The organism is Flavobacteriales bacterium (genome assembly GCA_016716605.1).
GTDB lineage: Bacteria > Bacteroidota > Bacteroidia > Flavobacteriales_F > PHOS-HE28 > PHOS-HE28.
Genome location: JADJWA010000001.1, coordinates 2,571,165 through 2,586,676, shown reverse-complemented (window position 1 = coordinate 2,586,676; position 15,512 = coordinate 2,571,165). Strand labels below are relative to the sequence as shown.

At 62.5% G+C, this 15,512-nt stretch carries 17 protein-coding genes and 1 tRNA gene; 5 read left to right on the top strand and 13 right to left on the bottom strand.

The window, feature by feature from the left end:
- Positions 1-57: 57 nt before the first annotated feature.
- From IPM12_10425 to IPM12_10410, 4 genes are read left to right on the top strand one after another with little or no spacing between them, the layout of a single operon-like run.
- Positions 58-459: a hypothetical protein gene (locus tag IPM12_10425; protein ID MBK9148213.1), complete on the top strand. Its 402-nt coding sequence runs from the start codon at positions 58-60 to the stop codon at positions 457-459.
- Between the two features lie 60 nt (positions 460-519).
- Positions 520-741: a hypothetical protein gene (locus IPM12_10420; GenBank protein ID MBK9148212.1), complete on the top strand. Its 222-nt coding sequence runs from the start codon at positions 520-522 to the stop codon at positions 739-741.
- An 8-nt stretch (positions 742-749) separates the two neighbouring features.
- Complete coding sequence (locus IPM12_10415; GenBank protein MBK9148211.1) at positions 750-1,571, top strand: universal stress protein; 822 nt, start codon at positions 750-752, stop codon at positions 1,569-1,571.
- A complete protein-coding gene (locus IPM12_10410) occupies positions 1,571-2,701 on the top strand; it encodes a site-2 protease family protein (protein MBK9148210.1) in 1,131 nt (376 codons plus the stop codon). Before IPM12_10415 ends, IPM12_10410 begins: the two co-directional genes overlap by 1 nt.
- Here IPM12_10410 and IPM12_10405 read toward each other — a convergent pair.
- From IPM12_10405 to IPM12_10355, 11 genes are all read right to left on the bottom strand, one after another.
- Entirely contained in the window at positions 2,698-3,627 is a 930-nt protein-coding gene (locus IPM12_10405; GenBank protein ID MBK9148209.1) for a hypothetical protein, read from the bottom strand. The two genes, IPM12_10410 and IPM12_10405, sit on opposite strands and share 4 nt — an antisense overlap.
- 47 nt (positions 3,628-3,674) lie before the next feature.
- Positions 3,675-4,232, bottom strand: coding sequence for a YceI family protein (locus IPM12_10400; protein ID MBK9148208.1), 558 nt, complete (start codon positions 4,230-4,232; stop codon positions 3,675-3,677).
- A gap of 30 nt (positions 4,233-4,262) precedes the next feature.
- On the bottom strand, positions 4,263-4,697 hold the full coding sequence (locus IPM12_10395) for a hypothetical protein (protein ID MBK9148207.1): 435 nt from the start codon (positions 4,695-4,697) through the stop codon (positions 4,263-4,265).
- Between the two features lie 5 nt (positions 4,698-4,702).
- Positions 4,703-5,068, bottom strand: coding sequence for a hypothetical protein (locus IPM12_10390; protein MBK9148206.1), 366 nt, complete (start codon positions 5,066-5,068; stop codon positions 4,703-4,705).
- A gap of 99 nt (positions 5,069-5,167) precedes the next feature.
- Positions 5,168-5,920 (bottom strand): hypothetical protein, encoded by a 753-nt coding sequence (locus IPM12_10385; GenBank protein MBK9148205.1) that lies wholly within the window; start codon positions 5,918-5,920, stop codon positions 5,168-5,170.
- Between the two features lie 52 nt (positions 5,921-5,972).
- Complete coding sequence (locus IPM12_10380) at positions 5,973-6,188, bottom strand: hypothetical protein (protein MBK9148204.1); 216 nt, start codon at positions 6,186-6,188, stop codon at positions 5,973-5,975.
- A 47-nt stretch (positions 6,189-6,235) separates the two neighbouring features.
- The gene (locus tag IPM12_10375) at positions 6,236-7,408 is read right to left on the bottom strand and encodes a hypothetical protein (GenBank protein MBK9148203.1); all 1,173 of its coding nucleotides are present in this window, start codon (positions 7,406-7,408) and stop codon (positions 6,236-6,238) included.
- Positions 7,409-7,509: 101 nt separating this feature from the next.
- Positions 7,510-8,262: a response regulator transcription factor gene (locus IPM12_10370; protein ID MBK9148202.1), complete on the bottom strand. Its 753-nt coding sequence runs from the start codon at positions 8,260-8,262 to the stop codon at positions 7,510-7,512.
- Positions 8,259-11,057 carry a histidine kinase gene (locus IPM12_10365; GenBank protein MBK9148201.1) on the bottom strand — a complete coding sequence of 933 codons (2,799 nt, stop codon included), beginning with the start codon at positions 11,055-11,057 and terminating at the stop codon, positions 8,259-8,261. Before IPM12_10365 ends, IPM12_10370 begins: the two co-directional genes overlap by 4 nt.
- 1 nt (position 11,058) lies before the next feature.
- Complete coding sequence (locus IPM12_10360) at positions 11,059-11,607, bottom strand: YceI family protein (GenBank protein MBK9148200.1); 549 nt, start codon at positions 11,605-11,607, stop codon at positions 11,059-11,061.
- Between the two features lie 21 nt (positions 11,608-11,628).
- On the bottom strand, positions 11,629-12,768 hold the full coding sequence (locus tag IPM12_10355; protein ID MBK9148199.1) for a hypothetical protein: 1,140 nt from the start codon (positions 12,766-12,768) through the stop codon (positions 11,629-11,631).
- A 114-nt stretch (positions 12,769-12,882) separates the two neighbouring features.
- Between IPM12_10355 and IPM12_10350 the strand changes: the two genes are divergently transcribed.
- Positions 12,883-12,972, top strand: a tRNA-Ser gene (locus IPM12_10350).
- 347 nt (positions 12,973-13,319) lie between these two features.
- On the opposite strand, the gene IPM12_10345 is transcribed toward IPM12_10350, so the two are convergent.
- Positions 13,320-14,354: a hypothetical protein gene (locus IPM12_10345; GenBank protein ID MBK9148198.1), complete on the bottom strand. Its 1,035-nt coding sequence runs from the start codon at positions 14,352-14,354 to the stop codon at positions 13,320-13,322.
- A 271-nt stretch (positions 14,355-14,625) separates the two neighbouring features.
- Entirely contained in the window at positions 14,626-15,504 is an 879-nt protein-coding gene (locus IPM12_10340) for a Bro-N domain-containing protein (protein MBK9148197.1), read from the bottom strand.
- Positions 15,505-15,512: the final 8 nt, after the last annotated feature.

Sequence of the window (15,512 nt, the reverse complement as noted above, 5' to 3'; positions counted from 1 at the left end):
TCGTCAGCGCATCAACCACCGGGCCGTCGTCAATTCGCGCATCAACCAACCGTCCCCATGAGCACCACCACCGCATCCACCACGAAAGCCCGTATCGGCGACCTCCACTTCGACCATATGGAATGGATCAATTCCTTGGGATTCTACAAGGACGAGATCAGCATCTTCGAGCACCGTTTAGAGGATATCGTGCGCAGGAACACCAAGCAGGAGGTCATGGCCGAACTGGAGCATTTCCAGAATCAGTTCATCCGTGAAAAGGAGGTCATTGACGAACTGCGGCACGACATCAAGCAGGCCGAGAACGAATTGGAGCGGGAATCGAAGGACCACCCGGTGGCCATTGACCATCGCTGGTTCGCGGACCACACCTCCCTGCGTGAGCGCTTCCTGACCTTCGAGAAACTCCATCGGGACCTCAAAGGAGAGTTTCACCAGTGGTTGGTGAAACGCATGTGATGCCCCACGGTCCGGCGTTCGGACCGGCGTTTACCTTTCGCCCGCAATAAACCCATGCACATGAAGAAGATCATCGGCCTTGCGCTCTGGCTCCTCGCCTTCCTCATCCCATTCCGTTTCGCGATCCTGGATACGGACGATGTGATCGTGCAGGAGACCGGAAGGGCGAACAACACCTTGGGCCTGATCAGTTTCATTGCCATGCTGGCCCTGCTCTTCATCGGGTACTGGATGGTTGACAGCGCCGCCAAGCAGCCCGGCAGCGAGGGGCACGGCCATTGACCACAACCATGGCGCGGATCCTCATACCAACGGATTTCAGCTCCGGAGCGCTGCGCGCCGCGGCGCATGCCGTCCGTCTTTTCGGCCCGGAAGGCAATCGGTTCGTGCTGCTCAATACCTACATGATGCCGGCCGGCGGTACGAGCACCATGTGGAACATGAATGAATTGCTCGCACGCGAGTCCCTGGCAGGGCTGGCGCAATTCGAGTCCGAACTGCGCAAAACCCTGCCCGGGCTGGATCCGGTGTTCGACACCATCAGCGAGCACGGCGATCTGCCCAACGTGATCGACCGATACCTCACCGACGACGAGAAACCGGCCTGCGTAGTGATGGGCACACAGGGCGCTAGCGGATTGAAGGAGACGCTCTTCGGCAGTAACACGGCCAGCGTAATCAAGCACGGCAGTTTCCCGGTGCTCGCGGTCCCCGCCGGTGCCGATTACCGGGTGCCCAAGCGCATCGTGCTGGCCGACGATGGAGGTCCGGCTTCGAAGGAATCGCTGACGCTGCTGCTGGACATCGCGCGCTGGAGCCAGAGCGAGGTGCGCGTGGCCCGCGTGGTGAACGAGCAGGTCACCACCGACGATGCCGGGCACAACGCCTACGATGATCTGCTCGGCGCCATCCCGCACAGCCAGCAATACCTCAGCGCCGAGAACGTGGGGGCGGCTTTGAACGACCTGGCCGAACAGGGTGATGCGGACATGCTCGCCATGCTGCACCGCAAGCGCGGCCTATTCAACGGGCTCTTCCACCGCAGCACCGCCGCCAAGCTGGCCATGCATACGCACCTGCCGCTGCTGGTGCTGCAGCAAGCCGAGCGCTGATGGCCGGCCTGCTCGATCGCGGATCCCTCCCGCTCTTCGTATTCAAGGGCATCGCGGTGCGGCTGCACTGGAGCTTCGTGCTGCTGCCGGCGTACATCCTGATCTCGGGCCTATCCGACGGGCATTCCTGGGAGATGATCGGCCTTCGCCTCGGTATGGTGGCCATCGCCTTCGTCTGTGTGGTGCTGCACGAGTACGGCCATGCCCTCACGGCGCGCCGCTTCGGTGTGGGCACGCGCGACATCACCCTGCTCCCGATCGGCGGCGTGGCCTCGTTGGAGCGCATGCCCGAGGAGCCGCGCCATGAGTTCTGGATCACCGTGGCCGGCCCCGCGGTGAACCTGGTGATCGCCGTGCTGGCCATCATCGCCATGGCGGCTCTGGGACTCATGGGCTTCTTCACGGACCTGCTGCTCGGCGGCGCCTCGCTTTTCAGCAACGCGCTTCTCTTCCTCGCGGGCCTCAACATCTGGCTCTTCCTCTTCAACCTGATCCCCGCCTTCCCGATGGATGGCGGCCGCATCCTGCGCTCTTTGCTGGCCATGCGCATGCCGCGTTGGAAGGCCACGCGGATCGCAGCCGGCCTGGGCCGTGGAGTGGCCATCATCGGCATCGGATACGGATTGATGTCGGGCCAACCCTTCCTCGCGCTCATCGGCTTCTTCATCTTCATGGCAGCGGGCGCTGAAGCGCGCAACGTGGAGCAGCGCGAGCAGCTGCGAGGGATCGCCGTGGGGCAGGTGATGCGCACGCGGTTCTGGAGCATGAGTGTGGCCACCACGGTGCGGCACGCCACTCAAGAGCTATTGCAGGGCGGTGATACCGCCCTGGTGGTGATCGGCCTGGACGGGCTCCCGATTGGCGTGCTCAACAAGCACGATCTGATAGGGGCCGTGGAGAGCGGCCGTGCCGATGCACGACTCGTGGACCTTCCGCCGCGAGAGGCACCGATGCTCTCACCAGATGCCGACGCGCACGAATGCACGCAGCAGATGATGATGCTGGGCCTGCCCTTGCTGCCGGTGGTGCAGGACAAGCGGCTGATCGGGGTGCTCGAGGCGGCCAACCTTCAGGAGTTCATCGCGCTCAAGCGAGCGGAGGCTGCCCGGCCCAGCGGCACAGTCGGCTAGCCTTTCGGGCGCTTCGGCTCGTGCAGCGTGAACACGCGCGAGATGTTGAAGCCGAAGTGCACGCCAGCTCCATCCTGGGCGGGTGAGAAGGCCTTGGCCCAATCCCCGGTGCTCTCCGTGATGAAGGCCCGATCGAACATGCCCGCGCTGTTGCTGAAGTGAAGCTGGAACACGTGGCCGCCGGTCTCGATGTCGAATCCTACGGAGAGGGATTGCTTGAAGCCCTCATCAAGTCCATCAGGCAGCACATGGAAATACTCGGCGTTGAAGGTGAGCCGCTTGGTGAGCTTCACGCGGCCGGCGCCGCTCACGTGGAACACATCATTCGGCGTGCTGGCAGCAGCCACCAGGTTGCGGTGCACCACGCCCGGATTCAATTGCAGGCTGATGGCCTCGTTGAACTTGCGTCCCACGATCACGGTCCAGGCGTACGAGAGGCGGTGGGTGAAGTAATCCGTGCGGTCCGGGTTGTACCAAGGCACTTGATCGGCAGCCAAGGTGGTCATGGATGACGCAGCCACCACCGCCACGGTGAGCGGCGCCTTGCATCCCGCATCGCATTGGCGCACGAGCTTGTACTTCACGAATCCATCCACGGTCTTCTGGTAGCCGCTGCGCCCGATGCCCACCATCAAGCGATCGCTCACGCCGTAGTCGAATCCAAGGCGGACCGTGGCGCCATCGAGGCCGAAGGCTTCGCGCGCGCCGCCATTTGCGGGCCCGAAGCGATGCCCGATGCGGAAGTCGAGCACGCCAAGCGCAGTGTTCTCCAGGCTGTGGCCGTTGATCACACGCGTGGTCTTGAAAGCTGCGCTGGTGTACTCTGGTCCTTGTTCCTCCGCACCCAGCAGCCCGAGCAGATCATCTTGCGCATGAGCGTTTGGGGGCAGCAATAGTGCTGTGAAGAGGATCGGGACGAAGCGCATGAATCAAGGGGGATTGTCGGAATGGCAGAAGGACTGCAACGGGAATTTCAGGGCATCTTGGTGAAGTCCATCCGCACCGAGACTTCCATGGCCTCAGCGATGTTCTTGCGCACCGCTCCGGGGATCTTGACGCCGTGATCCTCGGGCTTCACTTGGAAGTTGCTCTCCGCACGGATGCCGCCTTTGCCATCGATGGTGATGGTGCCCGCAGCCTTGGCCGGTTGATCCACACCATGTATGCTGATCGTGCCGTCCACCGTAACCGGATAGGTGCCCGCCATCGATAATTGATCGGCGGTAACGCCCTTGAGCGTGCCCTTGAACGTCGCCTTAGGGAATTTACTGCTCTCCATGTAGTTCTCGTTGAAGTGCTCCTGCATCAGAGCTTTCTCGAACGTGAACGCCTTGATCAGGACGGAGAACTCGATGGCGCCGGTGGTGACGTCCCACACGCTGGTCACCTTGTCGTTATCTGCGTGGATATCCTCCAAAGGCGTGGAGGAATGGAAGTCGATGTGGCCCGTGCGCGTCATGTAGCGGTCTTGCGCGGCGAGGGCGAGCGGTGAGAGCGCGAGGCTCAGCAGGGAGATTGTCAGCAGGTTCATGGTTGTTCGTTTCAATGGGTCAGGCAAGCATCATTCCACCGCTACGCATCGCTGCAGGATCACGTTGCCGGGGAGAAGTTCGCCACCGAGGTAGCCAGCGCAGATGCCCTTCACGGTCACGGCGGCGCCAGCTGCCCAATCCTTCGGCAAATCCGCTTCGTTGAATTCGCAAAGGATGCCGGCCATGGGGTCACCGCTATCGAGCATGAGGTTCACGGGAGCGTCGCCAGCACCGGTTTCAATGCCGGCGATCACGCCCTTCACCTGCAGCACCTTCTCCACGTACTGCGCGTTGGCGGCGGTTTCATCATTCACGAAGGCTGCAAGGAGCTCGGGAGCTGCAATGGCATGATCCGCCTTGCTCGAAGCGAGATCGTCATGGCCGCGATTGAATTCCCGGAGGCCGTATGCGCCACCTGCCGCGAGGGCAACGACCCCAATGATGATCCACGAGCGTGCTTTCATCGTCTTCAGTTCTGCGGCGCACCGGCATCGAGCCACGTCTGCACCTTGTTCTGGTCACATGCGGGCAGCTTGCCGCTGGGCGGCATGAAGTAAGGCGACCCGGCGACTACGACCCCGAGCAATTTCCCTTCATCGGCAATGGCCTTTACGGCGGAATAACTCGTCAAGGCAGGCGACTGAGCGCCTGGAACATGGCACCCAGGGATCGCGCAATTCCCTTGCACCATAGGTTCAATGGTACCGCTCCACGTAACGGCGGAGGTATCACAGAATGTGTCCGGATAAAGCTCCTCTTCATTATCGTAATAGCAGCCAGGCAGCAGCAAGAGCGCAGCCAGTGCCAAGAGGAATGCGAATGCGCGGTGATCCATGCCCTTGCGATGTGAATGCCCCGTTCCAATCACGGCGCCTTCGCGAACATACGGGCTAACCGGGCGTCCGGCATGCTTGGAGCGGAAGTTCACCGAAGATCAATTGTTAGGTGCGCCCTGCGCGATCCAGAGTTGAACCTGGCGGATGCGGCAATCGGAGAGTTGCGGTCCCGAGGGCGGCATGGGTTCGAAGGTGGGCAGGCGGCGGATGGCGCCCTCCAAGGTGCCATCGGCCGCGCGCTGATTCACCACGCTCCATTGCGTGAGGTTGATTCCGCCTGATGGCGTGGAGCCGCTGTGGCAGCTGGTGCAGCGCGATTGGAGAAGCGGCGCGATGGTGCCGCTGTAGGTGACATTGAGCGTGTCGCAGGCCGAAGGCTCGCAGCTGTTGTTCTGCGCGCCCTGGTTGATCCACTGCTGGATCAGCGCGATCTGATCGGCCGTGAGCGGGGCGAAGGGCGGACGCGGCATGATCTTGTCCGGGTCATCGTCCGTAAGGGCCTCCATCAGGTCACCATCCTGCACGATGCCGCTGGCCATCAGCGTCTCGTAATTGGTGATCTGGATCTCGTCGTTGTCGTCGTTGGCTGTGTGGTGGCAGTTGAGGCCCTCCCCAGGATTGGTGCAGCTGCTGGTGAGGATGGGCAGCACTTGCTGCTGGAACCAGATCGTATTGGGGTCGCACACGGTGCCTTCGTCGGGGTCGTCTCCGCCCCCACCATTCTGCCCATTGTCAAAACCGGGCCCAACAAGAGGTTCATGCTTGCAGGAATCGGCGAGCAGCATCGCCATGACCAAGGCCGAGCCCCAGGCTACCCACCTTGCCAAACCCTTGGTTCCCTTCCTGATCATGGCGATGCTTGCTTGCTGGTCCAAATGAAACGCGCGTTCCATGCACTCCTCCTTACGAAGCTGACAAGCCGGGAGAAAAGGGTGATGAATCGGACTTCGCATTCTTCTCGGAGAGGTCAGCCAAGGCTACCATCAACTCCACCACGTTGAGCCTGTTGCCATACCGGGCAGCGCCATTCAGCCGGATGATCATGCCCAAGCGCTCCTCGGGAGGCAGGGCCAGCAGGCGTTGCCGATCAAAGCGGCTGAGCAGGTTGAGTGATGGCATGGCTGGTGATTTTCTCGCTCGTTGCGCAGGTCTCGCGAACTGTACCGTTACCTGACAACTATGACCGGACGAACGTGGATAGGAACCCCCTCGTGGTGCACACTGCACACGTAACGGCCAGGAGCAATATCGGTGAAGCGAGCCGAATCCTGGATCAACCCTGTTCGGCGCACTAAGCGGCCTTGGGCATCCAACAGGTCTGCCGTCAGAAGGCCGGCAAGTGCGGCATCGGTGAGCGTCAGCACCAATTCGCCGTTACACGGAACCGGCCCGAACCGGATGGCCTCTTCAGCCACCAGATCCCCCACCCCGGTGGTGCTGGTGCCCAAGCGGATGATGGTGCCCGTTGCTCCTACCGCGAAACCCGTGCTACCCGCCAGCATGAGGTCAGTGAGCTCCGCGAGCACCGGCGTGGTCATCGCCGTCCAAGTCAAGCCCGCGTCGGCGCTGGTGCGCACGATACCGCCCACACCGCACGCAAAGACCGATGTCGCATTAGTTGACCAAAGCGCGTTGAGCTCATTGCCCGTTCCGCTTGCAACAGGCAGCCAGTTCTGGCCGCCATCGGTGCTGCGCAGCATCACGCCCTCCTCGCCGCAGATGAGCCCTGTTGCCGCACTCGGCAAAGCCACGTCGTTCAGGTCGGCCGTAGTGCCCGATGCCGCAGGAGACCATGACATGCCACCATCCATGCTGCGCAACACGGTCCCGCTCTTGCCCACCGCTATCCAGGTATCAGCATCCAGGGCTGCAACGGCCTGCAGGTCCTGCAACGCGCCGGACGCCACCACGCTCCAAGCAATGCCCAGGTCGGTGCTTCGGATGATGGTGCCCTCCTCCCCTACGGCCACGATCACATTCGCATGGCGAGCTGCGCTGATGAGCTCGCTAACCGTGGCGGTCGCGTTCATGGACCAGCTTGTTCCGCCATTCACGGAACGGAGCACCACACCACCATCGGCGAAGACCAAGAAGGTGCCCGCATCCAATTGCATGATCTCATTGAGGTCGTCGCCATAGCCGGAAACGAGCGGCGCCCAGGAGGTGCCTCCATTCACGGAATGCACGAGCTCACCGTCCTTTCCGCAAGCAAGGATGTTCTGCGCGTCGATGATATGCACGGCTTCCAGCTGGGTGATGGTGCCGCTGACCACCGAGGCCCACTGCGCCGAAATCGCACCGCTGAGCAGGTAACCGATACTGAGGAGTGTTGATCGCATGGCGTTTTGTGTTTGTGCATCGAAGGTGGATGAACGGCCAGGCGGAGAACCAATCGATTCGGACGGAACGGGCAACGGATGCGACCAGGCGGCAAAGCAGCTTACTCGCCTGCCAGCCAGCGCTTGAAGGCCGCGCTGCGCTCACTGCTCACGATGGCATCATCGCCGTAGGGCGGATCGAGCACCACCTTCACGCGGCTCTTGCTGTAGGCCAGCAGTTCCTTGATGCTGTGCAGATGCACGATCAATTGCCGATTGAGACGGATGAAGCGCTGCGGGTCGAGCTGCTTCTCCAAGCGGTCGAGGCTCTCTTCCATGGGCAGGTCGCGTCCTTCCCGCGTCCGCAGGAAGGTGTTCTTCAGCAGCGAATGGAAATAGGCGATCTGCTCAGGCTCCACCACCTTGAAGTGCTCACCATAGCGGATGAGGAAGCGCTTGGCATAGGCCTGCGGATGACCTTGAGATTGGGTCGAGGCCAAAGAGGCGTGATCGCGCACAAGGCCCAGCTTGCGCACCCGTTCGATCGCGGCCTTCAGCTCGTCCGAATTCACCGGCTTCAGGAGATAATCGATCGCGTTCACCTTGAAGGCCTGCAGGGCGTGCTGATCATAGGCCGTGGTGAAGATCACCGGGCAAGCGACCTCCACGCGCTTGAACACCTCGAAGCCATCGCCATCGGCCAGCTGCACATCGAACAGGGCTAAGTCGGGCGCTGCATTCGCCTTGAACCAATCCACGGCCGCAACGATGCTCGGCACATCGGCCACCACCTCAACACCGCCATCGATGCCTGAAAGGATCTTCCGCAGCCGCTGCACGGCGGAGCCCTCGTCTTCGACAATGAGGATCTTCATGGTTGGGGATCGATCAAAGGTATCCGCACACGAAAGACCCCATCCGTTGCACTCACCACGATGGGACGACTGGTGAGCGCGGCATAGCGCTTCGTGATGCTCTCCAATCCGAAGCCCGTGGACCGTGCCGGCGTAGTGCGTGGACGGATCGGGTTGGTCACCACCAGCGATTCGCCTTCGGATGCAATGGTGATCGTGAATGGCTCGCACCCGATCACCACATTGTGCTTGAGCGCATTCTCAACGAGCAATTGCAAGGTGAGCGGTACAATGGCCCGTGTGCCGCAGGCGCCATCCACATCGACCTCCAGCGCGATGCTGCTGCCGAACCTTCGTTGCTCCAGCGCGAAGTAGGTATCCAGCAAGCGCAGCTCCTCCTCTACGGCGATCCGTTCCCGTTCGCGCACCTGCAGGATGTTTCGGAAGAAGGTGCTCAACTGTTCCACATGCCCCACGGCTTTGGTCGGCTCGCTCTCGATCAGCTCAACGAGCGCATTGAAGCTGTTGAAGAGGAAGTGCGGATCGACCTGTGAGCGCAGCGCCTCGAGCTGGAAGCGCACCTTCTCCTGCTCCATGCGGTCGCGGAAGCGCAGCCGACGGTCTCTCGCGCGCAGGAGCGAGAATGCCAATGCGATCACGGCCAGCGTGATCAGCCCGATCACCCACGATATCTGCCACCAAGGCGGATCAACAGTGACGGCCAACTCGGTCCAAGGCGCATCGGGGCTAGGGGCCCCCACTGCTGCGCGCACCTGGAAGGTGTAATGCCCGGGAGGCAGCGCGGGGAATGCGGCCTGCCGGTCGCGCGTATCCACGATTCCATCGCTGAACCCCAGGAGCCGGTATTGGAAGCGCACGGCACCGGGATCGGGCCAATGCGGGGCTGCGAAGCGGAAGGCGAGCGCGCTCCGGTCGTGCCCGAGTTTCATGCGTTGCCCGTGATCGATCGTTATGCCCGCCGCCTGTGCCAGGACAATCGCCACCTGCAAGGACTTTCGGAAGTGGGCGGGTTTGGGCCTGAGGCGTGCCAAGCCCTTGCTGCAAGCGAACCACAAGGCGCCCTGCTGATCCGAGGCAGCGCAATTCAGTTCGGCGGTGATGTCGTCGAGCCCGAATGCCCGCGTGACATCGATTAGCTCGCCGCGTTCCGGATCAAGGGCAAGCACGCCCGTGCTGCCGAAGGCGATCACATGGCCCGCGGCCTCGCCGAGCGCGTGCACGTCGCCGTCGAAAGGCGGGAGCTCCATGCCCACGCACGGTTGCGAAGCATCGTCGGCGCGGCAGAATCCGGTGCCCGGTCCCACCGCCCAGCAGCGTCCCTTCGAATCGCGCAGCAAGCTGTAGAAGGTCCCTGGCCGCATCTCGGCGCTTGCTAGCTCCCGGCTTCCGCCTGAACGAACGCCCTTTCCATCGGTGGCCACCACAAGCTCATCTCCGCGCAGGAGCGCATCGAAGGTGAACCCCGCGTCATCTGCGGCCTGGTGCAAGGCGCCCCGGCTCGAAAAGGTGACGCCCTGGAGCGTAGCGAACACGGCCCCGTCGGCGGTGGCGCGCACACCGAGCACATTGTTGTTCGAGAGGCCGTTGGCCGTGCTATAGCGCGATAGCGATCCGCCAGGCCCCAGCACGAGCACGCCTGCTCCAAAGGTGGCGGCCCATACCGTGCCATCGGAGGATGCCGCGAGCGACACCACGGGTGCGCGTGGATCAGGCTCCAGCGGAAGCCGCTCCACGGTGCGCTCCTCGGAGAACCAAGCCGCATGCTGGTACACGCCTTCTGCGGTCGCGAACCAGATGCTCTGGCGGGCATCGGCGCATAGCGCCGAGATGTGCCGCAGGTCAAGCCCCTCGTGCTCGGGGACGAAAAGGATCGATGGGTCGGCTCGATGCAGCGCCTCACTGCCGTCGCACCACCAAACGGCGCCATCCGCATCGCGCATCATCCTCAGCGCCGGCATCGACATTCCACCCCGCCGATAGGTGCCATGATCAAGCGCCAGATCGATGACCACCGGCCCGTGCTCTTGGGTGCCGGCCCAGACCATGCCCGTGCTCACCGCCATCTGCGTGACCGCGCCGAAGATCCAAGGCTGCGCCACCTGATCAACAGCCTCCCCCGGCTTCCAACGGAACACCCCCTTGCGATCGGTGCCGGCCCAAACTGCACCGTCCTCATCGGCAGCGATGGAGAGCACGAGATTGTCCGGTGCGCCTTCTGCCTCACCCAGCACGGACACGATGCGCGTGCCGTCGCAGATCGCCAGGCCTTGATCGGTGGCCACGGCCACACCGCCTTGAGGAAGTCCTGCAACCGCATTCACATGGTCATCGGGCATGCCTGAAAGCTGGTCCCATTTCACGGTGCCTTCGGTGCTCCAATGCCACAGGCCCAAGCCGTGCGTTCCGATCCAGACGCCACCACCCGGATCGGCGCAAAGGCCGGTGACGCGCACGCGGGCGAGCACCGTGTCGACCACGAGCGTATCGCAGCCGCGATCACCGCATCGCAGCAGCAAGCCGTTGCTCAATGCCGCGATCGCATGCGCCCCATCCGTTGCAAGTGCGCTCACGCGCTGGCCTTCCAGTCGGGCCATCACATCAACCACTTCGCCATCGGTGCGCATCAGCGCGGTCGCGCTCGCGGCCCAGATCATTCCGCGCGCATCCTGGGCGATCAGGCTGATGCGCGGGCGCTGCTGTCCGGGCCGCACATCGATGGACCGCACCAAGGGGTATTGGGCAACCGCGGCGCAGGCGTGCAACAGGGCCAGGCTGCCCATGATCGTCCGGCGCATCTCAGGGGACCAGCTTGAGTTCAATAACCACCAGGGTGACGGCCGCGACCTTCTGCTGCACCACGCGCGGGATCCGGATGCCGTGGTCGGCCAGCGGCACCTCGAAGCGTGCGCGCACCGTGACCCCTTCGCCGTCCACGTCGATCGCGCACGGAATCACACGCTCCACCGGCTCGCCGCGGATGGTGAGCACGCCTTTGGCCCGCACCTCGTGCGAGCCGTGCTCGCGCAGGTCGATGCCTTCGATGATGCGGCCCGTGAAGATGGCGTTGGGCCAGTTCCGGCTCACCAGGTAATTCTCGTTGAAATGCTCGCGCTGCAGCGGGGCATTGAAGCCCGTGAACTCCGCGATCGGCACTTGCACGGCGAAGCTGCGGTCGTTGCGGTCCAGCACCCCTCGCGCACGGTCGTTCACGGCAGTGATGGTCTCGAGCGGAGCTGAGCTCGTGAACCGCACCTCCGAGCGTGACACGCGGAGCAGGTCCCGATCCTGCGCCGCCACGATCGCGGACACGAGTCCGGCGATCAAGAGCAGGGAAGTCCGACGCATGGCGTCGAAGGTAGTTGGGCGCTAGCGCGCAATCACCAACCGGTGGGCCCGTCGCAGGCCATCCGGATCGACCACTACGCAATACGTGCCGGGCGGAAGCGCATCCACAGCAATGGCTTCTCCAGTCGATCGCAGGCTCATGCTCATCACGCGCTTGCCATCTGCGCTATGGATATCGACCCTCGCGGGCGCCGGAATGCGCAGGTGGAAGCGATCATCGGCGACCGTGGGCCAAAGGGCCGGCTCAACGGTCCGCGAATCGGCCATCGATGTGGTAAGGGCACAGGTGGTGGTGCCGGTCACGCGCGTGCTCATCGACACGCTGTCGATGAAGGCCGTGAGCGCGGGCTCATCGCCCTTGAGGAAGTGATCGAGCCAGAGGGAGGCGAAATCGTTCACGGCGTCGTGCTGTTCCGCGCGCGAGATCGCTGGAGCGGGCGTGCAGGTGAGCTCACCGAACGAACAATTGAAATTGCTCTCCGCGAAGTAGCAATGGCCGCCGCCGGTGATGCTGACGAATGCGCGGCAAGGCACCGTAAGGGCATCATACATGGGCAGCTGATGCTGCGGTATCGGCGTCACGCAATCGTTGCTCCCAGCGAACACGAGGGTGGGCACCTGCACCTGCGCGCAGGCGGCCACTGCGCTGGGGTTGGTCTCCGCAGCTGCGAAATTCACCACAGTGGTGATGGCGGTGTTATCCGCCGCTCCGAGGAAGCTTGCGCCGCCGCCCATGCTATGCCCCATGAGCGCGCTGGTGGGCGCCACGCGCTGGAAGAATGGCGACGCACCATCGTCATTCGCCGCTTGCAATGCAGTGGCCACGAAGGCGATATCGAGCCCGAAACTGCCGTGGTTGGGCGCGAAGCCGCCTTCGGTGGCGGGCAGGGCAACGATGTACCCGCGCGGGACGAAGTGATTCCACAGGTTCGCGTAGGCATCGGTGCCCATCACGAAGCCATGCCCGATCACGAGCACCGGCCATTCACCGGCCAGCACCGCTGCATTGCTGCCCGCCGTCTCGCCCGGGTAATACAGGTTGGTGGCGATGTTGCGGTTGCGGCTCGCATCGAAGAAGGTGATCGAGCGGTTGCCGATGAGGTAAGGCTGCGCCTCGGAAACCAGGGGCAACAGAGCAAGGGCTAGCAGGAGTTGGCGCATGGGTGCAAGCTAATCGACGGCAGAACAAGCTTCCGCCACGGTGGTTCGCACGATTCCAGCAAAAGCGCGCCCGGCTATCTTCGCCGCCCTGCCGACGGCAGGAAATCCCTGTTCGGAGAGGTGCCAGAGTGGTCGATCGGGTCTGTCTCGAAAACAGATGTGCCTTCACGGGTACCGGGGGTTCGAATCCCTCCCTCTCCGCCAACGCAACAGCCCGGCTGCGAAAGCAGCCGGGTTCTTCATTCAAGGCCAAGCCGAGCAGCGCTCGGGCGCAGGCCGAGGAATGAAGAACCCGATCGCGCGAGCGATCCGGGTGATGCGTTGAAGCCCTCCCGCAATGGGAAAGGCCGACGTAGGAGGCCAATCCCGACCTTGATACCGTAAAGCGCTCGGGCGCAAGCCGAGGAATGAAGACCGATCGCGCGAGCGATCCGGATGATGCGTTCGGGCCCTCGATGCCGCAAGGCGCAAAGGCCGATAGGAGGCCGCTCCTTGTGTCGCTGCACAGCACCTGTCGTTGGGGGGAAGCAAGTTGTTCATGCCCCCTCCCCTTAGTTCCACGGACCCTGCTTACCCACCGCCGTGAACTGGGATGTCTTCCGGTCGAATCGGAAGAGCCCACCGAAACCGCCGAACCAGAACCGGCCTTCCCGGTCCTCGTTGATGGCCAGGATCCCGCCCGAACTCATGCCGTCCTTTGGACCGTAGTTCGTGAAGCTCGTTCCATCGTAGCGGAAAACGCCCTGGTGCTCCGCGGCGAACCAGATGTGGCCCGTCCGGTCTTCATAGAACGCACCTGCTTCAACCCCTTGGATCACGCCGTCCTTCGTGAAGTTGGTGAACGCCTTGGTCCCTTTTTCTTCCACCGCTGAGGGATCGAAGAGGCTCACACCGCCGAACATGCTCCCCAGCCAGAGCCTGCCCTTGCTGTCCTCCATCAGGCCGGAGACGCTGCTGTCGGGCAGGCCATCTTCCACCGTGTAGTGCTTGAGTATCCTGCGGGGTCCGGTCTCCTTCGGATCGATCATCAATAGCCCATCCCCTTCGCGCCCGAACCAGATCTTTCCTTGACTGTCCGCCAGGACGCACGTGATGCGTGTGGGCGATAGTCCGCTCACAGAGTCCACCGCACTGTTCGGCGGCAGGTCGATCGCTGTGAATGTGCGGCCGTCGTAGGTGCACAGCCCGTTCATCGTTCCCACCCACAGCAAGCCATCGCGGCCCATGGCCATGTTACCGACCTCGTTGTGCAGCAGGCCATCCTTCGTGGTCAACTGACTGAACCCATGGCGCGCGTTGTAGCGCGTCGATGGATCGTACTTGAACAGCCCTTCACCATCCGTGGCAATCCACAAGATCCCGTTCGCGCCTTCCACGATCCCGTTGATGCGGCCCGTGGTGATGCCAGCGCTATCCGCCAGGTACTCCAGCGTATCGTTCGCGTAGCGGATCAGTCCGTAGTGGTTGGTGCCGAACCACAGCGTTCCGCTCCTGTCCTCGCGCATGTGACGCACCCAGTGGCAGAGTTGCTCTGGGTAGTCGAGTTTCAAGAACCATTCGGTCGGGATCGGCACCGTATCGTTCATGATCAGCACGGGTGCCTTGCTCGTGGGTTGGCCGTTGCACGAGAGGAGCAGGGTGAGCGCTCCCAGCGTAAGGAGGGTGGGGGGCGCACAAGGGGTGTGGGAGCTCAGGGGCCGGGGTATGTGTGTCGATCGGTGGTGATCGTACACTGCAAAGGTGCTGAACGAACTGGTTGGTGGTCGCCAATGCCAAGAGGTGTTTTACGGATATTTTGCGGCTATTTGCGGATATTCACGGATATCACCTGACGCGCAGATCGAAGTGGATGTGCGGTCACTTCTTCCGGCCTTTAGCGATCGCCTTCTTACCGCTCTTGTCCTGTGCGGTCCTCTTCGGTGGCAGAAAGTTGCTCCCTGATACTACCGACTTTCCGGTCTTCTCCTCCAACTCCAGCCGCGCCTTCTTTGCAATGCCGCCACCTTTGCGTGCGGCCACCTTGTTCTTCGGCATGCCCACGGCCTGCTCGGTCTCCGCGATCTGCCGCGTACTCATCTCCGCTAGGGCGGTGAAGATCAGTTCGGCCTCTGTCATATGATCCCGCAGGTTCTGGGTCTTCAGGCCCTTGATGGCCTTGTGGTCCTTCACCGTCACCTCGCTCCACTCCTGGTGGATGATGTTCGTAAGGATCGCGAACTCGTCACCTTCCTGCACGCCGTGGTTCTTCCAATAGTCGGTGAGTTTGTTGCGTGTCTCCTGACCCATCATCCGCTGTTGGATCCACTTCTCGCTGCGGCCGTGCTTGCGCCAGAGCTCGCGGGCGCGGTCCAGACCCAAGCTGGGATCGGCCATTTCTTGCATACGCTGGTAGCCCACCTTCGCCAACCAGAGTTTAATGGGTTCAGCCTTCGGGCTGGGCACCGCCTGAACGAGGCGCAACAGGGTCTCGGCGGTCGCTACATCGGTGAGGCGCATTTTGCCGTCTTCAGCCGGCATTTTCAACTGGTGACAGTTTGTCACCAGTTGACTTCCTTCCTTGGCCAGCCGCTCTTTCAGTTTGTTCCAATACTTGCGCGCGGTCTGGTAGTCCGGCTGCTGGGTCAGGGCTTGGATGATGTCGTTGATGGAGAACCACCACGTCTCCGTCGCTTCATCGTAGAGTCTGCGAATGTGATGCTGTTCAAACAGGGTGGAAGAGGGAAGCAGGGCGCTCATGGTCTTGG